24 protein-coding genes are annotated in these 24966 nt (G+C 27.7%); 18 read left to right on the top strand and 6 right to left on the bottom strand.

Translation table 11 applies throughout. From position 1 onward, the window contains the following. Positions 1 to 141 precede the first annotated feature (141 nt). Positions 142 to 3426: an efflux RND transporter permease subunit gene (locus BLP75_RS00560; protein ID WP_092721835.1), complete on the top strand. Its 3285-nt coding sequence runs from the start codon at positions 142 to 144 to the stop codon at positions 3424 to 3426. A gap of 56 nt (positions 3427 to 3482) precedes the next feature. On the opposite strand, the gene BLP75_RS00555 is transcribed toward BLP75_RS00560, so the two are convergent. Beyond that, positions 3483 to 3695, bottom strand: coding sequence for a DUF378 domain-containing protein (locus tag BLP75_RS00555; protein ID WP_092721833.1), 213 nt, complete (start codon positions 3693 to 3695; stop codon positions 3483 to 3485). A gap of 189 nt (positions 3696 to 3884) precedes the next feature. Between BLP75_RS00555 and BLP75_RS18045 the strand changes: the two genes are divergently transcribed. The 6 genes from BLP75_RS18045 (at position 3885) to BLP75_RS00530 (ending at position 8610) form a co-directional block, all read left to right on the top strand. Beyond that, the gene (locus BLP75_RS18045) at positions 3885 to 4034 is read left to right on the top strand and encodes a hypothetical protein (protein ID WP_170139099.1); all 150 of its coding nucleotides are present in this window, start codon (positions 3885 to 3887) and stop codon (positions 4032 to 4034) included. Continuing rightward, the gene (locus tag BLP75_RS00550) at positions 4031 to 4759 is read left to right on the top strand and encodes a protein kinase domain-containing protein (RefSeq protein WP_330385770.1); all 729 of its coding nucleotides are present in this window, start codon (positions 4031 to 4033) and stop codon (positions 4757 to 4759) included. The genes BLP75_RS18045 and BLP75_RS00550 overlap by 4 nt, the downstream gene beginning before the upstream one ends. Before the next feature lie 86 nt (positions 4760 to 4845). Next, on the top strand, positions 4846 to 5412 hold the full coding sequence (locus BLP75_RS00545) for a hypothetical protein (RefSeq protein WP_092721829.1): 567 nt from the start codon (positions 4846 to 4848) through the stop codon (positions 5410 to 5412). 175 nt (positions 5413 to 5587) lie between these two features. Beyond that, complete coding sequence (locus BLP75_RS00540) at positions 5588 to 6949, top strand: radical SAM protein (RefSeq protein WP_092721828.1); 1362 nt, start codon at positions 5588 to 5590, stop codon at positions 6947 to 6949. Between the two features lie 25 nt (positions 6950 to 6974). Beyond that, complete coding sequence (locus BLP75_RS00535) at positions 6975 to 7970, top strand: lysylphosphatidylglycerol synthase transmembrane domain-containing protein (protein WP_092721826.1); 996 nt, start codon at positions 6975 to 6977, stop codon at positions 7968 to 7970. Between the two features lie 67 nt (positions 7971 to 8037). Continuing rightward, positions 8038 to 8610, top strand: a complete 573-nt coding sequence (locus tag BLP75_RS00530) for a TetR/AcrR family transcriptional regulator C-terminal domain-containing protein (RefSeq protein ID WP_092721824.1) — start codon at positions 8038 to 8040, stop codon at positions 8608 to 8610. A 102-nt stretch (positions 8611 to 8712) separates the two neighbouring features. Here BLP75_RS00530 and BLP75_RS00525 read toward each other — a convergent pair whose 3' ends face one another. Continuing rightward, on the bottom strand, positions 8713 to 9651 hold the full coding sequence (locus BLP75_RS00525) for a LysR family transcriptional regulator (RefSeq protein ID WP_092721822.1): 939 nt from the start codon (positions 9649 to 9651) through the stop codon (positions 8713 to 8715). A 177-nt stretch (positions 9652 to 9828) separates the two neighbouring features. Here BLP75_RS00525 and BLP75_RS00520 point away from each other — a divergent pair, with 177 nt between their 5' ends. Together BLP75_RS00520 and BLP75_RS00515 are read left to right on the top strand one after the other, a co-directional pair. Then, positions 9829 to 11019, top strand: a complete 1191-nt coding sequence (locus tag BLP75_RS00520) for a M20 metallopeptidase family protein (RefSeq protein ID WP_092721820.1) — start codon at positions 9829 to 9831, stop codon at positions 11017 to 11019. Positions 11020 to 11119: 100 nt separating this feature from the next. Then, complete coding sequence (locus BLP75_RS00515) at positions 11120 to 11314, top strand: (2Fe-2S)-binding protein (RefSeq protein ID WP_092721818.1); 195 nt, start codon at positions 11120 to 11122, stop codon at positions 11312 to 11314. Positions 11315 to 11366: 52 nt separating this feature from the next. On the opposite strand, the gene BLP75_RS00510 is transcribed toward BLP75_RS00515, so the two are convergent. From BLP75_RS00510 to BLP75_RS00500, 3 genes are all read right to left on the bottom strand, one after another. Continuing rightward, positions 11367 to 12140, bottom strand: coding sequence for a sporulation protein (locus tag BLP75_RS00510; protein WP_170139100.1), 774 nt, complete (start codon positions 12138 to 12140; stop codon positions 11367 to 11369). A 174-nt stretch (positions 12141 to 12314) separates the two neighbouring features. Further along, entirely contained in the window at positions 12315 to 13073 is a 759-nt protein-coding gene (locus BLP75_RS00505) for an EFR1 family ferrodoxin (RefSeq protein WP_092721814.1), read from the bottom strand. Positions 13074 to 13095: 22 nt separating this feature from the next. Continuing rightward, entirely contained in the window at positions 13096 to 13530 is a 435-nt protein-coding gene (locus BLP75_RS00500) for a MarR family winged helix-turn-helix transcriptional regulator (protein ID WP_092721812.1), read from the bottom strand. A 470-nt stretch (positions 13531 to 14000) separates the two neighbouring features. Here BLP75_RS00500 and BLP75_RS00495 point away from each other — a divergent pair, with 470 nt between their 5' ends. Further along, positions 14001 to 15461, top strand: coding sequence for an APC family permease (locus BLP75_RS00495; protein WP_092721810.1), 1461 nt, complete (start codon positions 14001 to 14003; stop codon positions 15459 to 15461). An 82-nt stretch (positions 15462 to 15543) separates the two neighbouring features. Here the strand turns inward: BLP75_RS00495 and BLP75_RS00490 are convergent, their stop codons facing one another. Continuing rightward, a complete protein-coding gene (locus BLP75_RS00490) occupies positions 15544 to 16527 on the bottom strand; it encodes a response regulator transcription factor (protein ID WP_092721808.1) in 984 nt (327 codons plus the stop codon). 255 nt (positions 16528 to 16782) lie between these two features. Between BLP75_RS00490 and BLP75_RS00485 the strand changes: the two genes are divergently transcribed. The 8 genes from BLP75_RS00485 to BLP75_RS00455 all read left to right on the top strand — a co-directional run bounded on the left by BLP75_RS00485 (position 16783) and on the right by BLP75_RS00455 (position 24887). Beyond that, the gene (locus BLP75_RS00485) at positions 16783 to 18171 is read left to right on the top strand and encodes an APC family permease (RefSeq protein WP_092721806.1); all 1389 of its coding nucleotides are present in this window, start codon (positions 16783 to 16785) and stop codon (positions 18169 to 18171) included. Then, entirely contained in the window at positions 18171 to 19262 is a 1092-nt protein-coding gene (gene aguA / locus BLP75_RS00480; protein WP_092721804.1) for an agmatine deiminase, read from the top strand. Before BLP75_RS00485 ends, aguA begins: the two co-directional genes overlap by 1 nt. A gap of 67 nt (positions 19263 to 19329) precedes the next feature. Continuing rightward, positions 19330 to 20409, top strand: coding sequence for a putrescine carbamoyltransferase (gene ptcA, locus BLP75_RS00475; protein ID WP_092721802.1), 1080 nt, complete (start codon positions 19330 to 19332; stop codon positions 20407 to 20409). A 116-nt stretch (positions 20410 to 20525) separates the two neighbouring features. Continuing rightward, positions 20526 to 21434 carry an exonuclease domain-containing protein gene (locus BLP75_RS00470; protein WP_092721800.1) on the top strand — a complete coding sequence of 303 codons (909 nt, stop codon included), beginning with the start codon at positions 20526 to 20528 and terminating at the stop codon, positions 21432 to 21434. A 40-nt stretch (positions 21435 to 21474) separates the two neighbouring features. Further along, entirely contained in the window at positions 21475 to 21798 is a 324-nt protein-coding gene (locus BLP75_RS00465; RefSeq protein WP_092721798.1) for a thioredoxin family protein, read from the top strand. 179 nt (positions 21799 to 21977) lie between these two features. Then, positions 21978 to 22391 carry a MerR family transcriptional regulator gene (locus tag BLP75_RS18315; protein WP_242872350.1) on the top strand — a complete coding sequence of 138 codons (414 nt, stop codon included), beginning with the start codon at positions 21978 to 21980 and terminating at the stop codon, positions 22389 to 22391. A gap of 51 nt (positions 22392 to 22442) precedes the next feature. Further along, on the top strand, positions 22443 to 22781 hold the full coding sequence (locus BLP75_RS18310) for a hypothetical protein (RefSeq protein WP_242872349.1): 339 nt from the start codon (positions 22443 to 22445) through the stop codon (positions 22779 to 22781). 105 nt (positions 22782 to 22886) lie between these two features. Continuing rightward, entirely contained in the window at positions 22887 to 24887 is a 2001-nt protein-coding gene (locus BLP75_RS00455) for an oxidoreductase (RefSeq protein ID WP_092721796.1), read from the top strand. Positions 24888 to 24966: the final 79 nt, after the last annotated feature.

Below are 24966 nucleotides of genomic sequence, written 5' to 3'. Positions count from 1 at the left end.
AAATGCTATACTGTAAAATAATAATATCTTACAGTATAGCATTTTTTTGTATACAAGGATTTTATCCATAATAAGTGGGAAAAGTATTAATACGAAAAGCCTATAACGGGTAGAGTTTGAGGATAAGAAAGGGGCATAATTATGATACCAAAATTTAGTGTAAAAAGAGTATATACAGTAGCAGTATCGGTAATTATCGTATTAATACTAGGGGCAGTTTCATTTATGAATATGACAACGGACTTATTACCAAGTATGGATTTACCCTATGTAGTAGTAAATACACCGTATCCGGGTGCAAGCCCAGAAAAAGTGGAAGGTTTTGTAACAAGGCCATTAGAACAGTCTTTATCAACAACAAGTGGTTTGAAAAATATTAGTTCAACATCATCTGAAAATGTAAGTTCAATAATACTTGAATTTAACCAAGATGTAAATATGGACTCAGCCATGATTGATATAAGTGGAAAAATTGATATGGTAAAAGGTAATCTTGAAGATGAAGTAGCTACACCAATGATTATGAGATTAAATCCTGATATGATGCCTGTGATGATGCTAAGTATAGACATAGAAGGTATGGATATAAACCAAGTTACTGAATATGTAAAGGATTCTATAATACCTAGATTTGAGCGTGTAGAAGGCGTAGGCTCAGTAGTATCCCAGGGGTTAATAGAGAATAAATTAAAAGTGACATTAGATAAAGAGAAAATAAATAGCATAAATAATAAAGTTATAGCAAATTTAGAATTAAAATTTAAAGAGCAAGAGAAAAATTTAATAAATGCTAATGATGAAATTAAAAAATATAAAGAATTATTAAAATCTCAAACAGGATTAAAAAAGAAACAGATAGAAGAGGCTCAAAGGGAGATAGAAAATAGAGAGCAACAGTTAAAAGAGGCTAATGATCAACTTAAAGCTGCTAAAGATAGTGCATACAAAAGTGCAGATATAGCAAATAAAATAACCCCTGAAATGATAGGAAATATTTTAATGGCTGAAAATTTTTCTATGCCAGCAGGTCATATTAAAAACGGAGAAACTCAGTACTCTATCAAGGTAGGCGAAAAATTTAATAGCAAAGAAGAAATAGAAAATTTACTTTTATTTGATACAGGAGTAGAAGGCGTAGGAACGATAAGATTAAAAGATGTAGCAAAAGTAGAATTTAGTGATAATTCTAATGAAACATATACAAATATAAATGGAAATGAAGGTGTAATATTAACGTTTCAAAAGGCAAGTAACTACTCAACAACAGATGTTAGCAAGTCTATAAATGAAGCCATAAAAGATATGTCAAAAGGTAATAAAAATGTACATATAACAACACTTATGGACCAAGGTGTATATATAAATATGGTTATAGATAGTGTTTTAAGTAATCTAGTATATGGTGGAATACTTGCTATAATTGTGCTTATGATATTCTTAAAGAGTTTTAGAACAACAGTTATAGTAGCGTTTAGCATACCTATAAGTTTATTGTTTTCACTTGTTTTAATGTATTTTAGTGGTGTAACATTAAATATAATATCTTTATCAGGCTTAGCATTAGGGGTAGGAATGTTAGTGGATAATAGTATAGTTGTTATTGAAAATATATATAGATTAAAAAATGAAGGTATGAGTAGCGTAAAAGCTGCTATATATGGAACAAATCAAGTTGCAGCAGCTATAAGTGCATCTACATTAACTACAATATGTGTTTTCTTACCAATAGTATTTACACATGGTATGACAAAACAATTATTTGTAGATATGGGACTTACAATAGCATATTCATTAGTAGCAAGTTTACTTGTAGCAATTACATTAGTACCTGCTATGTCATCAAGATTAATTAACAATATAGGAAACAAAGAACACAAGTGGTTTGATAAGTTTGTTGATTTATATGAAATTATGCTTAAAAAATCATTAACTCATAAATGGGTAGTATTGTTATTTGTAATAGGATTATTAATTTTTAGTGGATATAGTGCAATTAATATGGGAACAAGCTTTATGCCCACTATGGATTCAACTCAGATGAGTGCCACAATGACTATGCCAAAAGAATCTAAAAGAAGCGAAACTATCAAAACAAGTAATGAATTTATAGATAGAATTTTAACTATAGAAGATGTAGAAACAGTAGGAGCATTAGAAGGAAACCAAATGGGACCTACAAAAAGTGGTGACATGTCTTTTTATATAATATTAAAAGAAAACAAAAAACTTTCAAACACTCAAGTAGAACAGGCAATTTACAATAAAACAAAAGATATGAATTGTAAAATAGATGTTTCAGCCTCTAATATGGATATGAGTGCATTAGGTGGATCGGGTATATCGATACAAGTAAAAGGGAATGAATTTGATATGCTACAAAAAATATCAAATGACATAGCTAATATTTTAAAGGATGTAAAAGGAATAAAAGATATATCAAATGGACTTAAAGACGCAGATACAGAAATTCGTATAATAGTAGATAAAAATAAAGCTATGGAGTATGGTTTAACTGTAGCTCAAGTTTACCAAAGTGTATCTAAAGATCTAGAAACTGAAAAAACATCAACAAATGTATCAATAGAAAATAAAGAATATCCAGTGATTATTGCAAACTATAATGATATATCAAGAGACACAATACTTAATCAAAAGATAAAAGCTAGTAAAAGAAATAAAGAGGTAGAAATAAAATTATCAGATATTGCTAAAATACAGGAAGCAAAAAGTTTAAACGCTATAAAACGTGAGAATCAATCAAGATATATGACAGTAAGTGCAGGTATAGATAAAGGATATAACATAGGATTAGTAAGTAGAGATGCTGAAAATAAATTAAAAGATTATAAAGTGCCTAATGGATATAGTGTAGAAATGAAAGGTGAAAATGAAACTATAAACAAATCTTTAAAAGATATGATTTTAATGGGTGCTATGGCGATAGCTTTTGTTTATTTAATAATGGTTGCACAGTTTAGTTCATTATTATCTCCATTTATAGTAATGTTTACTATACCACTAGCATTTACTGGAGGATTATTAGCACTTTTAATAACAGGAAATGAAATAAGTGTAATATCAATGTTAGGTTTTTTAGTACTTTCTGGAGTAGTTGTAAATAACGGTATAGTTTTTGTTGATTATATAAATCAATTAAGATTAGAAGGTAAAAATAAAAAAGATGCTATAATTAAAACTGGTCGGGACCGCATTAGGCCAATACTTATGACCGCAACAACAACAATACTTGCAATGTCTACTATGGCAATGGGAGTTGGTATGGGATCAGAAATGAGTCAAGGACTTGCAATTGTAACAATTGGAGGACTTTTATACTCAACAATACTAACTTTATTTGTAATACCTATACTTTATGATTTATTACACAAAAGAGAACTTAAGCCAATTATAATAGATGAAGATTAATATTTTTTAATAATAAAGAAAGAAGGTATCTAGTACTAGATACCTTCTTTACTATATTAGAACACTGATAATACAAACTGAGTACCTACATATAATGCTGATAACCCTACTAAACCATAAACTATTTGACTAAGAGTGCTTATATTTCCGAATTTACCTCCACCTGCTAATAGCGCAGCAACTAAATCAAATTTAAATAATCCTACTAATCCCCAGTTGATAGCTCCTATTAAAACCAAAGTAAGACAAATATTATAAATTAAATCCATTTAAATTCCTCCTTTGTACATTTATACTATTAATATTTCCACAATTAGGAATAATATTCTAAAAATAACATAAATTATAGTTTTAAATAATAAGAGCAAAAACATACAATATAAATTAAAATGTAACATACAATAACAACACTTCATATAATCTAATAAGATATTAAAATTATATAAGAGGTGAAGTCTATGGAAACTTTAAAAGACCAATCATATCAAGGATCTAGCCACTATAAAAGATTAGGAAAATCAAAAGCATCAAAAAGCGGCTCTAAGTCAAGTGCATCAAAAAGTGGATCTAAGTCAAATGTATCAAATAGCAAACCATATAGTGCATAACTGGAGGTGAAGTCATAGACAAGCGTTATAATCCTACCGACAATATTAATCAATATAATATACTAAAAATAATAGGTGAAGGAAAATATGGAATAGCATATTTAGCTCAAGATATAGATTTAAACAAATATATCTTAAAACAATTAAAAAATGAAATGCTAGAAGTTACAAGAAAAAAACTATTCTATGAAGAAGAAATACTAAAAAATTTAGATGATAATAGATTTCCTAAATTTATTGAAAAGTTTAATTATGAAGACAATCTAATATATGTATTAGATTATATAGAAGGAAAAGATTTTGAAGATATATTATATGAAGATGAGCATGAATTTAGCAAAGAAGAAATATATGATATAGCTGTTCAATTAATAGATATAGTTGAACTGCTTCAAAAAAACAGTATAATTCATAGGGATTTAAGGACTCCAAATATAATCTTAGATAGAAATAATAAATTAAAATTAATTGATTTTGGACTAGCAAGGTATATAGATGATAAAAAATATGTAAAAGAAATAGATTATTGGTACATTGCAGATTTTTTAATACATTTATATTATTCATCATACTATAAAGAAAGTGATTTAGATGAAAGGCCTTGGTTTGAAGAGCTTGATTTAAATGAAAAAGAGTGTTTATTTCTAAAAAAATTAATGGGTATTGAAGGGTGTTATAAAAGTATAGATGAGATAAAGAAAAATTTTAAATATGTTATAAATTAAAAATAAAGCATATAGCTATAATATAAAGTTAAGGCTATATGTTTTATTTTTGAAATTTAATTAAATTTTAACTGGAGATGTGTATCGTGGCAAATATAAATCAAATACTAAAAATTAATAAAGGTAGTTTTAGAGTAAATCAATATTCTAAAAGACCTTTTAGAGCAATAGGTTTAATAGATGTTGAAATGAAATTTAATTATGGTATAGAGACTGTAACCTTAGCTTATTATAGATCATCAGGAACTAATGATGGTAAGGTTAAGGGCCTTTGGTATCCTATTGTAGGTATAAAGTTAAAAGAAGGAGAGTTTGATGAGTTTACAGATTATATAAACTACGTTTTATCTAATACTACATTAGATGGTACTGCAATCAAAGGTTGGCTTTGTAAATCAGTGTTTTTTGGAGAATTAGACGATAAATCTAAAAAGCCTGGTTTTTCTAATACTAAGCATTATGATTCTCTTTTAGAGATAGGTGAAACTTTAGAATATTTATATGATAATGGTAAATACTACAAAATGAAAAATTTAGATAGTAATAAATTAAATAATTTAGTATCTTCCCTAGAAATTTATGAAGGTAATAAACATACTCAAAGAGAAAATTTTGAGAAGTTTGTCCAAGATATATACAATCAATTTAAATAGTAAAATTTTAAATTAAAAATACAAAATATTAAATCTGTATATTCTATAATACAAATTTGATATTTTGTATTTTTTTTTAGACAAATCTAATAATTTGTATGTGCCTCAAAGATTATATTACCATAGTATGATTATATAAGTAATAAAATAGATTTTATATAGGGGGATGATTTGATTGAGTTTTACACATGAAGCAGGAAGAAGTGCATTTTCAACTTTAATAAATACTACATTAAAGTATATAGACAAGGATAGAGAGAAAAGTCTTTTAAAAATGGTTGATTTAGCAGAAGCTTTCATGGGGAAAAACTTTGACAAAATGTATTACGACGGGGCTAGAGAAATGATTAAAGATCCAGATTGCAAATGGATTAAGTATTTAAATAAAGCACTAGACGATATAGATCCTAATATAGTTAAAACTGCTGCACTAAATTTAGGATATGAAGCAGGCTTTTATGGTACTAAAAAAATTAGAAAGATGAGAGAATTACACAATTGCAATATTCCTTGGCTTATATTAATAGATCCGACTACCGCTTGTAACTTAAAATGTAAGGGATGTTGGGCTGCTGAGTATGGAAATAAATTAAATTTAAGTTTTGAAGAACTAGATAAAATAATTATTGAAGGTAAGGAATTAGGTGTGTATTTTTACTTATATACAGGAGGAGAGCCTTTAGTTAGAAAAGACGATTTAATAAAACTTTGTGAAAAACATAAAGACTGTGAATTCCATGCATATACAAATGGAACATTAGTAGATGATGAATTATGTGAGGAAATAAAAAGAGTAGGAAACTTTACTTTATCTATTAGTATTGATGGAGATGAAAAGGCAAATGATGACAGAAGGGGAGAAGGCACTTATCAAAAGGTTTTAAATGCAATGGATACTTTAAGGAAACACAAAATACTATATGGAGCATCAATTTGTTACAATAGTCAAAATGTCTATAGTGTAACTAGTGATGATTTTTTAGATATGCTTATAGATAAAGGTGTTAGGCTAATATGGTATTTCCATTACATGCCTGTAGGAAATGATGCTGTACTTGAATTACTTCCAACGCCAGAACAAAGAGAGTATATGTATCATAGAGTTAGAGAAATACGTAGTTTAGATGGTGGAAAACCAATATTCGCGCTAGATTTTCAAAATGATGGAGAGTATGTAGGTGGATGTATAGCAGGAGGTAAAAACTACTTGCATATAAGTGCAAATGGTGATGTGGAGCCATGTGTGTTTGTTCATTATTCTAGTGCTAATATTAAAGAAGTAAGCTTGTTAGAAGCTTTAAAACAACCTTTATTTATGTCCTATAGAGAAAACCAACCATTTAATGAAAATCATTTAAGACCTTGTCCAATGTTAGAAAATCCAGAACACTTGAGAAAAATGATAGAAACAACTGGAGCAAAATCAACAGATATAATATCTCCAGAGTGTGTAAACCATTTATGTGATAAATGTATACCTTATGCAAATAGTTGGGAAGAAACAGCAAATCGACTATGGGATGAAAGTAAAAAATAAATCTGATAATTAAGGGCGATTATAAGTGAAAAAAAAGAATATATTGAAATTGATATTTTTACTATTAATTATATTAATAGTCTGTAGTATATTTAAAGACTCACTTTCTTCAATTTTTAATCAAATAAAAGATATAAGTTTTTATGGTTTTATAAGTGTTTTAATTTTATCTATTATGTATAGTATTATTGAAGGATTTAATTTAAGTATATTAGCAAAGCAGTTTAATTCAAAATTCAAAATAATTAATGGAATTCTATGCTATTTTTACACTAGCTTTTATAAAACTGTGACTATGGGAAGTGGGTCTTATGTTTTTTCAATATATTATTTACAAAAAAATAATATATGTCCATCTCAAGGTATAGATGTATCAACTTTAAATTATGTATTAAATAAACTTTCAGTATTATTATTTGCTACAATATGTATTTTTTTTAATCATGAATTTATATATGAAAAATATTTTAACTATATAACGTTTATAAGTATTGTATATGTTATAACTATTTTAATTGTAGTTAGTTTAATATTTTTATGTATATCTAAAAAATTTCACAAGCTACTTATAAATTTATTAAATAAGTTAATTAAAAGAAATAAATATAAACAACAAATTAAATATATACAAAGTGAAATATCTAATATAAGAAATTCTTCTATGATTATACTAAGAAATAAGAAAGTTATATTATTTCAAATATCTATGAATTTGATTAAATATTTAATTCTTTATTACATTTCATATATAGCTTTAAGAGAAATGAATGTAGCAATTAATGTACATCAAGCTATTACTATAACTTCATTAGTTACTATACTTGCAGGTGTTATACCAACTCCTGCTGGAATTGCATCAATAGAATTTGTTTATGTGTTACTTTTTTCAATTGTTACAAATTCAGTAAATGTAGTATCAGCTATGTTAATATATAGATTTTCAAGTTTTATATTTCCATTTTTAATAGGTGGTATATATGTTATTTTAGACAAGATAATAAGTATTACTAAAGTTACTTAGATGTATATTTGCTATAAAACTTATCATATAGTTATATTATAAAAATGATAAGAAAGTAGGGATATACATGGATCAAAAAAGGGAATTGACTAAATATCTTTTACTTCAAAGTTTTAAAGAACTTATGCTGAAATATCCTTTCAAAAAAATTACAATTCAAATGATTGCAGATGGCGCCGGAGTTATTAGGTCTACTTTTTACAATTATTTTAAAGATAAGTATGAGTTATTAGAATATTGTGTTGAAGATGAAATAATGAGTAGTGCCTATGAATTGTTAGACATTGATATGGAATTAGAAGCTATAAAAATGATATTTGTACGTTTGGAAAAAGATAAAGCATTTATAAAAAAAGCTTTTGAGATAACGGGGCAAAATTCTTTTAGAGGAATTTTATCAAAAGCAATAGGAACAATGTTTTATAAAATGATTAAAAAGCACGGGCTAAATATATCAAGTGATGTAAGTTTTCTGACAGAAGAAAATATAGTTGCTTATTATTCATTGGGATTGGTATCAGCGATTGAATTATGGCTATTAGAACACGATAAAGTATGTGCAAGTGAAATGTTTGAGACATATATATACTTAATGTCAAATTCGGTTTTAGATCTTATGGATTATGGAATCAATATTTAGCATATATAGTTATAAAATAAAAGAGTCAAATTATGATAAGTTTAAAATCATAATTTAACTCTTTTTTTAGCTATAAATTTTATATTTATAAAAACATGAAATTTATACTGTGAATTTAATATTAGAATCTAATATATTCAAAAACTCAATTGCTGATGGTGACAAAATATTATTAGGTATTTTTATATACCCAAATTCAAATAAAATTTCATTTTCTATTCTTAGTTCTTTAAATACACCAGTAAAATTATTAATATTTGGCATAGGATTTAAATTAGGAAACTTCATTGTAAAAGTAACTCCATTTAATTCATTTAAACCAAACATTAAAGAATTATAATCGGTTACTTCGATCTTTTGATTAAATTTATCTAACCCTATATTAAGCAACAGAGAAGAATATAAAAAATCTTTAGATGTAAAGTTTAAAGCTACTAGAGGATAATTAATAAGATCAGTAATACCAACACAATCTTTAGTAGCTAAAGGATGATTATCCAACATATATGCATAGAGCTTTGTTGTAGATAAAGGAGTAAATTCTAGTTTATTTAAACTTAAAATATGATTAATTGAACTTTTTTGAGATTTATCAATACATATAAGCCCTAAATCAACAAAACCAGAGGATACATCATTAATTATTTGAGATATATTTGCTTGATTAATTTTAACATTCATATTTGAGTTTAAGTTTATTTTACAAAAATCAATAATGCTATAAAATGCAGTTGATATATACTGAGCTGATATAGATAAATCTACTACATTGTTAGTAGAATTACTTTTATTATCAGAAAGAACACTTATAGAATCGAAAGAGTTTTTTATGGAATTTGCATGTTCTAAAAATAAAGACCCTTTACTAGTTAGTTCAATTCCTTTTTTTGTTCTATTAAAAATTTTAAATCCTAACTCGTTTTCTAATGATTTTATAGAAAAACTTAAATTTGGCTGACTCATTAATAATGATTTTGAAGCTTTATTTATTGATCCTAGTCTAACAACTTCTAACACATGATTTATTTGTTCTAACTTCATATTAACTCCTAAATTTTAATTGTAATACATCTATAGTATTTGAAAATACTATAAATATACTTCTATATTTACAAGGGTTATAAAAAAAACTTATAACACCTTATAGAAAATTAAGATTATAAAAATAATATTAATATTATTATAATAACATTAATCTAAAAAAAATGGAGGCAAAAAATGGACTTAATAAAAGAACTTAAAGATATAGAAAATGAAATTATAAATTGGAGAAGAGAACTTCATAAAAGAGCAGAGGTTGGTCTAAATTTACCACAAACAGAATCATATATAAAATCAGAACTAGAAAAAATGGGTATAGAGTATAAGCTATATGAAAATTGTTCTGGAATTAGTGCAGTTATAGGAAAAAAAGAAGGGAAGGTTTTGGCGCTTAGAGCAGATATAGATGCATTACCAATAGAAGAGCAAAATGATTTTGATTTCATTTCTAAAAATAAAGCCATGCATGCATGTGGGCATGATGCTCATGGGGCTATGTTATTAGGTGTAGCAAAGGTATTAAAACAAAATGAAAATAGTTTAAATGGAAAGGTAAAGATTATATTCCAGCCAGGAGAAGAATATGATGGTGGAGCAAAAGTTATGATAGATGAAGGCGTTTTAGAAAATCCAAAAGTAGATGCTATTTTTGCTCAACATGTAGCATTATTGCCTGGTTTAAAAACAGGTATGGTTGTAATAAAAGATAATCAAGTTATGGCTTCTTCTGATAGGGTTGATATAAAAGTTAAAGGTAAAGGCGGTCATGCATCTACACCAGAAAGTTGTATAGATCCAATTATAATGGCAACCCAAGTTATAAATAATATTTATATTATGCTATCTAGAGAGTTTAGTGCTCTAGATTCTACTTGCATAAGTATTGTAAATGTTAAAAGTGAGCAACCAGATAGACCAGCTTATAACATAATACCAAATTATGTTGAAATAAAAGCATCTGTTAGATGCTTAGAGAATAAATCAAGAGATTATGTAAATAAACGAATTGAAGAAATTGTTAAAAATACAGTAGAAGGATTCAAAGGTAGTTATGAATATAATTATAAATATGGTTATCCAGCATTAGTTAACTCACCTAACATGACTTCTATAGTTAAAGATTCGGCTAAAGAAGTTTTAGGTGATAGTTCAGTAATTAATATGCCAAGAGGCGTTATGGGATCTGAAGATGCGTCTTATCTATTAGAAAAAGTACCAGGTGCATATTATGGAGTAGTAGTAGGAAACTTAAAGGAAGAAGGATACTATCCAGCACATCACCCTAAAATGAAAATAGATGAATCTGGATTAGTTAAAGGTGCCTTAGTATTAATGCAATCGACAATTAATTTTTTTAATCAAGATTAGAAATAAACTTATAAAATAAATTCAAGGCAATTAAATATAAAAGTGTATATAAGAACCTTTTGGGTATAAATAATATATATCTTAATTTTGGAGGTATCTTATGGATGTTAATGAAAGAGTATGTGGATGCTTTAACGTAACAGTTAAAGATTTAATAAAAGCAAAAGAAAATGGATGTAATAGTGTTGAAGAAATGATAAAAGAAACTAAGATGGGAACGTCTTGCAAAAGATGCAAAGACAAAGCTGAATTAACTGCATTAAAGGTGATATTAAATAGGCTTTATATAAAATAAAAAGTAAACTCCCCCCCTACCTATAAAAATTTTAGGTAGGGGGAGTATTATATTAAGAATATTTTCTTAAAGTATTTAAAATTTCATTGTAAATACAATCTACATTATGTAACTCATTATGAGTAAAGTGAATTTTCACATTAGATTCGTCTAAGCTTAACTTTTCTAATATGCTACTTCCTAAGTTTCTAGCTCTTCTGTCAATTTGTAAAAATACATTCATTCCATTTGAATCATATACAAGCACAACTTCTAATTCATCAAGTTTAGATCTAAAGTTTTGACTTGGGTAATATTCAAATTCCTGTACAAACTTGTGATTGCTAAATCCATATTTATCATAAACATTTTCAACTTCTCTAATTCTGAAACCTAGTCTATCGACGGCTTCAAGAACATTTGTTATACTTGTATTAGGTAAGACCATTAATTTATCACCATCTAAATTATCAACTGCATTTTCAATATCTAATCTAGTAGATAGCCATATATTAGAATGACCTTTAGTAATAGGGCAGTTTAAATCTAAGTTAAAGCTAAATGGAATTTTAATTTCTTCACCAGGCTGAAATTCTTTATTTACATTAATATTAAATTTCTGAATAGTACAATCTACATTAAATTCTTTATCATCACATTCTTTTTTGTACCTTGTTTTTACGTCAATAGATACAGCTTTTATTTGCTGAGTTACTTGACCTGCACATATATTAATATATCCTTCTACATTTCCACCAGGAGTAGTACTTGTATTAGATAAAACAGCATTTACCTTAGCACCCCCAACTCCTAAAACATTTGCCATAGCTTTTTTTAATAAACTCATATACTTAATACCTTTCTTTATATTCTTTTTATTATAATATAGTATATTTATAGTATAGTAAATTCTCATTTTAATTGATAGATTTATATTTAAATAATTTGAAAAGTATAAAGAATAAAGATGTGTTCAAATTTATTTTTACATAAATTTGAACACATCTTTATTTATAATTTATTATTCAAAAAGAGAGTATTGATCGTATTTTACACCTTTATAATTTATAGCATTTTTAGGACAAATATGTATACATCTAGTACACATCATGCATTTATTAGAAAATTTAATGTTGTTATTCTTGTCATAATGTATATTTCCTTGAGGACAGCTTTTGATGCATAAACCGCATTTTACACAAGTGTCATCAGCTGAAAAATTCTTACCCATAAATTTAGCCATAACAGAGAATGTATCAGCTAGAAAATCTTTTACTAAAACGCCTTTATTTTCAAATTCAGTGTTTTCAAAGTTATTTAAGTGTATTTTAATAGCTAATTCATCAAGTTGTTTATTAATGTTTTTTAGAATTTCATTAATTTCATCTCTACTAAATTGATGGTATTTACCAAAATAAAGGTTACCAGGCATTAAACAAACTTCTTTAGCTAATATATTATATCCTTTCTTAGCTAGCTTTTTAGCTAGTGAATCAACTCCATATGCGTTACCTGCTACGACAGAAGTTGTATAAACTATGCAATTTGCATTAGAGTTAGGAATATTTTTATTTACCCAATTTAAAAGTTTTTCAGGTACATTTCCTACATATATTGGTCCACCTATAACTAAAAGATCGATATCTTTTTCTATTGTTGGGTTTTCTTCTATACTAGATATACTGACATTATGATTATTTGCTTTTAATTTATCACCTAAGTAAGTTGCTATATATTTTGTATTTCCTGTTCCAGAAAAATGTATCATTTTTATTTTCATATTAATTAACTCCAATCATATATTATTTCTTGCATAAATTATCTCGCATTTTAATTAAGGTATTCATAGTACATGTAAGTTCTTCGTCACTTAATCCTTCGATCATATCAGAATGAATATTTTGAAGTACTTTTGAAATACTATTAATTTCCTCAAATGCTTTAGGTGTTAGCTCTATTTGTTTTTTTCTTTGATCGTTTAAATCAGGTGTTATATTTATAAATCCATTTTGATTTAGCTTGGCTAAATTTCTACTTGTATTTGCTTTATTTATTCCCATTTCTCTAGATAATGCATCTTGACCTAAATCTTTAGTATCTTTTAATTTGAGTATTGCCATTATAGTTGAGGTTTGGCCTTGACCTAATTTTCTATCCTTTAATCCTTCATCCATTCTTGTTTTTAGCTCTTTAGATATAAAGAATATCAAGTCTCCAATTGGCTGAAATTTTTTCATGTTACTACCTCCTTACGATATAAATTATTATAACTTATAGTTGTTGCGCGCGCAACTAAAATAAATTAATAAAATTTAACAAAAATTTAAAATAGAAGTAAAATAAAAAATAAAATAATATATTCAAATTATAAAAAAACATAAAGTTTATTTTTTAAAAATAATTTATTGATATGGTTAATTTTTGTTATGTAATATGCAATAAATCATAAAAATATATATAAATAATTTAGTACGGGTAAAGTAATTTTTCTATATAGAAAAAATATTTATGTATATTTTGTATCATTTTGATAATAAAGTTAAGATGGCAATGATATAATTTGAAATAAAAAGTAAAAAAAGATAGAAATATGACGAACTTAAAACATTGTCTTAATAGTAAAGCATGATTATAATTATATTGAAAATGAACATTTTTAAATTTAATAGCACAACAGCAACTTAATCAAATTTTTGGAGGGAATAGCATGTCAGATCAAAACAGAAATTTAACATGGCGAAATATAGCCCTTATGGGGTTTGTCATGGTATGGGGGTTTGGTAATGTAGTACTAAACTTCGCAACACAAGGTCTTACAGTAGTATTTTCATGGGTACTTATGATAGGACTATATTTTGTACCATATACACTGATGGTAGGGGAGTTGGGTTCTGCATTTAAGGATTCTCAAGGTGGTGTATCAGCTTGGATAAGATCAACTACAACACCTATGCTTGCATTTATGGCAGGGTGGACATATTGGGTTGTACATATTCCTTATTTAGCTCAAAAACCACTAGGTTTAATGGTAGCTCTTTCTTGGGCGGTTAATCCATCAGGAGCATGGGCTACAACTATAAAAGAATTGAATCCAATTATTTTACAGTCAATTGTGTTAGTAATATTCCTAGTATTTTTATATGTATCAACAAAGGGTGTTAAGACACTAAAGGTTATTGGTAACATTGCAGGTACGTCAATGTTTGTTATGTCATTATTATTTATAGTTTTAGGACTAGCAGCTCCAGCTATAACAGGAAAAGTTGCAACGCCAAATATAACAATGAACTCATTTATACCTAAATTTGATTTTAACTACTTAACGACTTTAGCAATGTTAGTGTTTGCGGTTGGAGGATGCGAAAAAATTGCTCCATATGTAAATAATACTAAAGACCCATCTAAAAACTTCCCTAAAGGAATGTTAGTTTTAGCTGGAATGGTTGCAGTTTGTGCTCTTTTAGGTTCAGTAGCAATGGGTATGATATTCAATGCTAATGAAATACCAGAAGACTTAATGATGAACGGTGCATATTATGCATTCCAATTATTAGGAGAACATTTTGGTTTAGGTAGTATATTTGTTATAATATATGCATTAGCAAATACAGCTGCTCAATTATCTGCTTTAGTATTCTCAATAGATGCTCCTCTTAGAGTATTATTAGCTGAAGCTGATTCAAACTTTATACCTAAATCTTTATCAAAAACTAATAAAAATGGTGTATTAGTAAATGGTTATATAATGACTGCTATACTAGTTTCTATATTAATAATAGTTCCAGCTTTAGGTATAGGTAATACAAATGAGTTATTCATTACATTAACTAAGTTAAATGCTGTTGTTATGCCAATGAGATACTTATGGGTATTCTTAGCTTATATGGGACTTAAGAAAGCTAGTAGCAAATTTAAGACTGATTATAAGTTTGTAAAAAGTGATAAAGTTGGATTTATAATTGGTTTATGGTGCTTTGCATTTACTGCATTTGCATGTATAATGGGGATGTTCCCAACAGATGTAGCTGCATTTAGTTCAGAATGGATGTTTAAAGTAGCTTTAAATCTTTTAACTCCTATAGTATTAGTGGGTATAGGTTTAATCTTACCTGCAATGGCTAGAAAGAGTAATGCAAAGGAAGAAAGCCAGTCAACAATTCAACAATAATAATAAATAATTAGGTTTAATAAATCCTATATAGTAAATACACTGAATGTGTATAGCTATATAGGATTTTTTGTTATAAAAATTATGTTTCAGATGTTATATTTGAGATATCTGAATCAAATTCTTTATATATATCAATTAACATATTTCTTTTACTCACATCAACCTTTTGAAAAATATTATGGATATGAGTCTTAACAGTTCCAATCGATATGAATAGGTTTTCGCTAATTTCTTGATTATTTTTATTTTGTAATAATAATTTTAAAATATCTTGTTCTCTATTAGTCAAATTATAGTGTTGTACAAATTCGTAAAACGCAGAGCTTATAAAATCTATATTTTTAGTTTCATTTGAAACATTATTTTCTACTTTTAATAACGAATTAATTTTACTAGAGCAGTACTTAATAGCGTATACAGCATAAATAATTGTTAATATATCTTCTGATACACTTCTATTATTAATTTTAACTAATATATCTGAGTATACATCAAATGAAAAAATAACAATAGTATCCTCAATAATAATTAGAAAGGAAAATATTAACGTATATTTAAGTATTTTTTTATATAAATTCATGTACGGATTTTTATTTAATAAATTAGAATTGCTTTTTATGTACTTAAGGCCAACTAAGCTTAAATAAATTGTTATAAGTTGATAAGGTAGGTAATAACTCCACACCATAAGAGCACCATTAAGCGCTAAAGGAATAAATAAAACACATATTGAAAGTAGTGCAAGCATTAAATAATCTAGCGTTGTAAAGCTTTTATTTAATGTATACTTTTGGATTAGAAAATAAACTATTACAATAGACATCATAATTAATGTCTTAAAAGAGGGGATAGTCATAAACTGCAGGTCATAGAAGCTAGAAAACTTATCAAAAAACTCTGTCATATAAATGATTACATTATCAAGTATAAACAATACAAACATAACGTTTATAGCTAAATATAAAGGTTGTTTCTTACATACATTCAAATGAAAAGAATACACAATAGCACATGTATATAAAATTATTAGAAAAATATTGTAAATAAAAAGTGTAATATCCATGGTACCACCACCTTTCTACCAATTTTTAGTACCTATATATAATAAGTTTACTATAGCTATAAATTTAATACAACTTATACAGAAGGTAAGTTTAGATATTATTAGACAAAAAAACTTAGATATAAATAAATAATACCTAAAGTAGTAGAAAGGATAGATTCTAAACTCATGGGTTTAGTCGCTATTATTGAGTTGTAAGCAGGTTAGTTGGTAGCAAACTTGATATAAAAGAATAATTTTAAGAGGGGATAAAAAATGAACCAAATTCAAAACAAGAAAAAGTTTAAGTTAACAGATGCCATTTTATCCGTAATTTGTGTAGTATTTGTTGCAGAAGCAGCAGCTCCGGTAGCTGCTATAGGAAATTCCCAATACTTTTGGTGGATATTCTTAATGTTAACGTTTCTTTTGCCTTATGGTCTTATATCTTCTGAATTAGGGACTACTTATAATGGCGATGGTGGTTTATACGATTGGATTAGAAAGGCATTCGGCAAAAAGTGGGGAGGAAGAGCTTCTTGGTATTATTGGATTAATTTTCCTTTATGGATGGCATCATTAGCAGTAATTTTCCCGGAAATATTAGGTATTGTATTTGGATGTGAAGTAGGATTAGTACCTTCATTAATTATTGAACTAGCATTTATATGGATTGTAGTAGCTATTAGTTTTTATCCAGTATGTGATAGCGTTTGGATATTAAATGGCGCAGCAGTTATTAAAGTTTTATTAGCAGTAGTAGTAGGTGGGCTTGGTATATATGGAGCTATAAATCATGGAGTTGCAAATGAATATACATTAGAGTCTTTGCTTCCATCAATTGATTTAAACAGTTTATCTTTTATTTCAGTTATATTATTTAACTTCTTAGGATTTGAAGTTGTATGTACTTTTGCAGATGAAATGGAAAATCCTAAAAAACAAATCCCGCAAGCTATTATTGTAGGGGGAATTGTAATAGCAGCAATATATATATTTTCAGCATTTGGAATAGGCGTTGCAATACCGACATCAGAAGTAAGTACTAGTAGTGGATTGATAGATAGTTTACAGCTATTGACTGGTAAAAGTGGAGGAATGTTTATATCAGTTATGAGTGTTTTATTCTTATTAAGCTTATTTGGAAATATGATTTCTTGGTCACTTGGTGTAAATAATGTTGCTTGTTATGCAGCTTTAAATGGAGATATGCCCAAGGTATTTGCTAAAAAGAGTAAAAAAAATGATATGCCAACAGGTGCAGCAATAATGAATGGAACAGTAGCATCAGCTGTAGTATTATTAGCTATGTTTTTACCTAACCAAGATTTATTCTGGAGTTTCTTTGCTTTAAATCTTGTAATGTTCTTAGCAGCATACTTACCAGTATTTCCTGCATTTTTAAAACTTAGAAAAATAGATCCAGACAGAGAAAGACCATTTAAAGTTAGTGGAAGTAATTTTATATTAAAAATTTTAGCAATACTTCCTATGGTTATGATTATTATATCTATAATTTTTATAGCTATTCCACTTAGCTTTGAAAAAGAAGCTTTATCTGAAACATTACCGATAACAATAGGCTCAATTATTTTCTTTATAATAGGAGAGTTTTTAATAAGAGATAAAAATAGAAATAATAAAAAAGAAGGGAATGGAATATAATGAAAACTTTAAACTCTACTCCAAAACTAGATGGATTTAGAATGCCAGGGGAATTTGAACCACATGATGGATGCTGGATAATATGGCCAGAGAGAACTGATAACTGGAGACTTGGTGCAAAACCTGCTCAAAAGGTATTTGTGGAAGTTGCCAAAGCTATTAGTGAATTTGAATCAGTTACTGTATGTGTAAGTAATGAACAATATGATAATGCTAGAAACATGTTACCAGAAAATGTAAGACTAGTTGAAATGTCCAATAATGATTCATGGATTCGTGATTGTGGGCCTACTTTTGTAACTAATGGAAATGAAGTAAGAGGTGTTGACTGGTCATTTAATGCATGGGGAGGTTTAGTAGATGGATTATATTTTCCATGGGATAAAGATGATCATGTAGCTAGAAAGGTATGTGAAATAGAGCAAAAAGATAGATATAGATTAGACGATTTTGTATTAGAAGGTGGATCTATACACGTTGATGGTGAGGGTACTTTAATAGTTACTGAAGAATGTTTATTAAGTGAAGGCCGTAACCCGGATCTATCAAGAAACGAAATAGAAAATGTATTAAAAGAATACTTAAATCTTGAAAAGATTATTTGGATACCACTAGGAATTTACAATGATGAAACTAATGGGCATGTAGATAACATTATACATTATGTAGCACCAGGAAAAGTTGTTTTGGCTTGGACTGATGATAAAAATGATCCACAATATGAAATATGTCAAAAAGCTTATGAAATTTTAAGTAATGAAATAGATGCAAAAGGTAGAAAGATTGAAGTTATAAAGCTAATGCTGCCTTCAAACATATTGATAACAAAAGAAGAAAGTGAAGGTGTTGATGCTATAGATGGAACTTTACCACGACAAGAAGGAGATCGTTTGGCAGCATCTTATGCAAACTTTTATATAGCAAATGGTGGAGTAGTATTACCTCTATTTAATGACCCTAATGATGAAAAAGCTATAGATACACTTAAGAGTTGTTTTCCTAATAGGAAAATAGTAGGCGTTTATGCTAGAGAGATTCTTCTTGGTGGAGGAAACATTCATTGTATAACTCAACAGCAACCCAAAGCTTAAATTATTTATTATTAAAATATAAAAATTTAAATATAAAAAGTTATTAAAATATAAGGGGGAAATTATTATGAAATTACCAGTATCAAGTGCGACAGATCTTAACAAGAAAGGATTAAGACACTTTTTAGATACACAAGACTTAAGTAAAAAAGAGTTATTAGAACTATTTGAGTTAATGAGACTTTTAAAAGAAGCTAGAAAAGACAATGCAGTTCCTCAATTATTTAAAGGAAAATCAATAGCAATGATATTTGAACAGCCATCAACAAGAACAAGAGTATCTTTTGAAACGGCAGCTACTATACTTGGAGGTCATGCTCTATTTTTATCACCAAAGGATATACATTTAGGAGCTAAAGAAAGTTTAGAAGACACATCAAAGGTTTTATCAAGAATGGTTGATATGATGATGGCTAGAGTTGATAATCACTCTACAGTGGCAGGACTTGCAGAGTATTCAACAGTTCCAGTTGTAAATGGACTATGTGATTGGCTACATCCAACTCAAATGTTAGCAGATGTATTTACTATGATAGAACATTTACCTGAAGGTAAAAAGTTAGAAGATTTAACAGTAAGTTTCATGGGAGACGCAACAAATGTATGCTCATCACTAGCGTTTATATGTACTCAATTAGGCATGAAGTATAAGCATATAGGACCTAAAAAATATCAAATGCCTAAAGAGTGGCAAGATATAGCTATAAAAAATTGTGAAACATCAGGTGGAGAATTAATAGTTACAGACGATGTTGAGGCTGTTAGAGGTTCTGATATAGTTGTTGCAGATAGTTTCTACTGGTTTGGCCAAGAAGATGAAAAAGAAGAAAGGTTAACTACATTCATGCCTAAGTATGTAGTTACTCAAGAAATTATGGATATGGCAGGTAAGAATGCTTTATTTATGCACTGCCTACCAGCTAATGATCAAAGAGAATGTACAAGAGAAGTTATGAATGGTAGCCAATCTGTAATATTTGATGAAGCTGAAAATAGATTAACAGCACAAATGGCTATATTAGTATATTTTACTTATAATCACATACAAAAACCATCTGAAGAAACTATTAAAAAACATGAAGATGCTTTAAATAATTTCTTAGAAAATATAACTATAAATGATGTTGAGGAAATTAATTTAGTATAAAAATATAATACGATAACTTAAATGAGTAAAGTCTCTTTATTTAAATAAAGAGACTTTACTCATTTTAATTATGATATAATTTTATATAAATATATAATAGAGAGGAAAGTCTAAAAGTGAGTAATAAAGTATTAGCTATATCATTTAAAACAGCAAATTATAATAGATCCAGTATATGTAGCATAGGACTAGCTCTTTATGAAGATGATAAAATAAAACTAAATGAAGAAATACTCGTTAATCCAGAAGAAGAGTTTGATGAATATAGCATTAAAATGCATAACATAAATGAAGAAAAAATAAAAAATGCTAAAACATTTAATAAAGCATGGCAATCAATATCTTATATGATAGATAAAAATACCTTAGTAATATCGCCTAATGCTAGTTTAGATATTAGTGTGCTTATACATGCTTGCGATAAGTACAATATGATTTATCCAAATTTTGATTACTTATGTACTTGGAAACTATCTAATATAGTAAGACAAAATGAAGAAGATGATTTAGATGAGGAGATTGTATATAATACTTCAAGCGAAGAAGCTTATAAATGTTTAAATACATACTTAAATATATTAAAAAAATCTAAATATGATACAATAGAAGATTTACTCAAAGAATTTAATATAGAAAAAGGAGTACTTTTTAATAAATCGTATAAACCATTTGGTATAAAAAAACAAAAACATAGAAGAGAAATAGATGTAGAAGAAATAAAATTAAGAACATATGACTTTGAAAATAGTCACCCATTTTATAAAAAAACAATAGTGTTTACAGGTACTCTTAGAAGTATGAGAAGGTCTGAAGCTATGAAAAAAGTGAACAATGTTGGTGGAATAGGTGGATATAGCGTAACTAAAAATACAGATTATTTAGTTTTAGGAACACAAAGTATTAGAAAGCTAAATGGTAAAGTTAAAAGTAGTAAACATATAAGCGCAGAAAGATTAATATCACAAGGGAAAAATTTAAAAATTATTACAGAAGATGATTTTTTAGAACTAGTTTTTAATATATAAGTAATTTATTAAGTAAATAAATCAAAAAAGAGGTTATAAGATGAAAATAACTAATAGCTATGAAGAAATAAATGAATTAATAAATAATAATGATATGGTTCTTTTATATTTCAGTGGAGAAAACTGCGGAGTATGTAATGTTATAAAATCAAAGGTAGAAGATATATTAACAAAATATTCGAATATAAAGAGTTTAGAGATTAAAACAGAAAATTCTAGAGAAATAGCTGGTCAATATAATATATTTACCATACCAGGTATAATAGTTTATGTTCAGAACAAAGAAACAATAAGAGAAGCTAGATACATCAGTCTTGAGGAATTAGAAAGTAAAATACATAGATATTATAATATGATTTATTAAAATAAATATCAATAAAGCCATTGTAATAGGTGTATTTGACAATATTATGTAGTATATAGTAAGATTATGTTAAATAAAATATTGAAAATAAAACCATGAAGGTGTATAAGTTGTACATATATCTTTGTGGTTTTATTTTTATTAAAAATACCTAAAGTAGCTTTAGGTAGGAGGGGAAAATGAAATATAGTATTACCGATTTAGCAGAGATATTGGGTATAACAACAAGTGCAATTCACTATTTTGAAAAGCAAAATTTAATAAAAGTTAATAAAGAAAAAAATGGACATCGTTTTTATAATGTTATTGATATTTTCAGGCTTTTATCTTATACAAAATATAGACATATGGAATTTCCTATGAAAAGAATTATAAAGCAGTTTAGTGGAGATGAAACAGGTTATTTACTTATTAAAAATAGAATGGAAGAATATAAAAAAAAGGCAGAAGAAAAAAGCCTACACTATAAAAAATTAGCTGAATCAATAGAAGAAAATTTGAAAAGTGTACGACTTATAGATGAGCTATTAGATAATTATGAGCTTGATAAATGCCCAGATTTAGTTATGATTTATGATGAAGAATGTGGATGAATTTCAAAAAATAGAGAATCACAAAAAATAGTCCATAAATGGGTAAAAGAAATGCCTACTGTACAATTAGGCGTTATAAAACATAGTGAATCTAACAGTAGTAATTTTGGATATCTTGTTTCAAAAGAAAAAGTGAATGAATTAAATTTGCCTCTTAAATTAAATGTTAAAAATATTAAAAGTAAGTCTTGCTTACATACTATAAAAATAGTTAGTGATGAATTAACTTTAAATCAAGATGCTATTTTTAAAGATGCTATAAAATATGCACATTCCAAGGGACTAGAAATATGTGGAGATATTATAGGTAAAATATTAGTTGTTGATGTATATAAGCCAGCAAAATTACAAACCTATATTGAGTTATGGATACCTATTAAATTATTATGATAAAATCATAACAATGTACTTGCATGTAAAGTTACTTTATGTAATACACTTAATTTTAGATAAGATTTTTTTGTCTGAAATATTTATTGTGTAGGGGGATAAAGTATGTTAAATGAAAAACATAAGATATTATTTGATCCAATTAAAATTGGTAAATTAGAGATTAAAAACAGATTTGTTTTAGCGCCAATGGGTCCTGCAGGATTATGCAACGCTGATGGAAGCTTTAATGAAAGAGGAGAGGAATTTTATGTAGAGCGCGCAAGAGGCGGTACAGGATTAATAATGACTGGAGTAACTATGGTTGAAAATGATATAGAAAAATGCGCACTGCCATCTATGCCATGTCCTACTCTTAACCCTTTAAACTTTACAACAAGAGGCAAATCTATAACTGAGCGTGTTCATGCTTATGGGTCTAAAATATTCTTGCAATTATCAGCTGGATTTGGGCGTGTAAGTATACCCTCAATGGTTGGAGAGGTAGCCATAGCTCCATCAGAAATACCACATAGATTTTTAAAAGGGGTAACTTGTAGAGAATTAACTACTAAAGAAGTAAGACAATATGTAAAAAAATTTGGTGATTCAGCAGAGATTGCTAAAAAATCAGGATTTGATGGAATAGAAATACATGCTGTTCATGAGGGATATTTGTTAGATCAATTTGCAATAGCCATGTTTAATAATAGAACTGATGAATATGGAGGAAATTTAAAAAATCGTTTACGTTTTGCGTGCGAAATTGTTCAAGAAATAAAGAAAAGATGTGGAGAGGATTATCCAGTATCTTTAAGATATAGTATAAAAAGTTTCATAAAAGACTGGTGCAAAGGTGGATTACCAGGTGAAGAATTTAAAGAAATGGGTAGAGATATAGATGAGGGAATTGAAGCGGCTAAAATACTAGTTGAAGCAGGGTATGATGCGTTAAATGGTGATGTAGGATCATATGATTCTTGGTATTGGTCTCATCCACCAATGTATCAAGAAAAAGGGCTTTATTTACCATATAATGAAATACTAAAAAAAGCAGTAGACGTTCCAATAATAACTGCAGGAAGAATGGAAAATCCAGAGCTAGCTATTAATGCCATATTATCAGGAAAAACTGATATGATAGGCCTTGCAAGACCCCTATTAGCAGATTCACAAATACCAAATAAAATACTAGCCGGTGACTATAAAAGCGTTCGTCCATGTCTTTCTTGCCAAGAAGGTTGTATGGGAAGAATACAAAATTATGCAACTCTTTCATGTGCTGTTAACCCAGCGTGTTGTAGAGAAAAAGAATTAGAAATAAAAAAAGCTGATGAAAAGAAAAGAGTGCTTATTATAGGTGGAGGTGTATCAGGATGTGAAGCTGCAAGGGTATCAGCTTTGAGAGGCCATGATGTAGCACTTATAGAAAAGAGTGATAGATTAGGTGGAAACTTAATAGCAGGGGGAACTCCAGATTTTAAAGAAGATGATACTGCTTTAGTTGAATGGTATGAGCTAGAACTTGAAAAGCTTAATGTGAATGTAATTTTAAGTACATATGTAAACGCAAAAACTATAAAACAATATAGTGCGGATGCAGTTATTGTAGCTACAGGATCTAGACCTAAAATATTAAATATTGAAGGAACTGATAAAGTATTTACAGCAGAAGAAGTATTATTAGGTCAAAAAGACGCTGGAAAATCTACAATAATAATTGGTGGTGGACTAGTAGGATGTGAAACAGCATTATGGTTACAAAAACAAGGTAAAGAAGTAACTATAGTTGAGATGATGGAGGATATATTAGCAGTAGGAGGTCCTATATGTCATGCAAATCATGACATGCTAAAAGATTTAATTAAATTTAAAAATATAAAGGTAAAATGTGGATCAAAAGTAACGAAAGCATCTAAAGAAGGGTTTGTTATAGAAACTAAAGGTAAAGAAGAAGTAATAAAAGCAGATTCAGCTATAGTTGCTATTGGGTATAATTCAGAAAACTCTTTATATGATCAAATTAAATTCTCTCATAATAATGTGAGAATTATAGGAGATGCAAATGAAGTAAAAAATATAATGTATGCTATATGGGATGCATTTGAAGTGGCAAGACATATATAAATAAAATTTTTATAGGATAATAAAACCATGAAGATTTATACACTATACATAGCTATAGTTGTATCTTCATGGTTTTTTA

It is taken from the genome of Romboutsia lituseburensis DSM 797 (assembly GCF_900103615.1).
In the GTDB taxonomy this organism is placed as follows: Bacteria; Bacillota; Clostridia; order Peptostreptococcales; family Peptostreptococcaceae; genus Romboutsia_F; species Romboutsia_F lituseburensis.
Note: the sequence above shows the minus strand (reverse complement) of the source record. Positions and strands in the feature narration are given on the sequence as shown.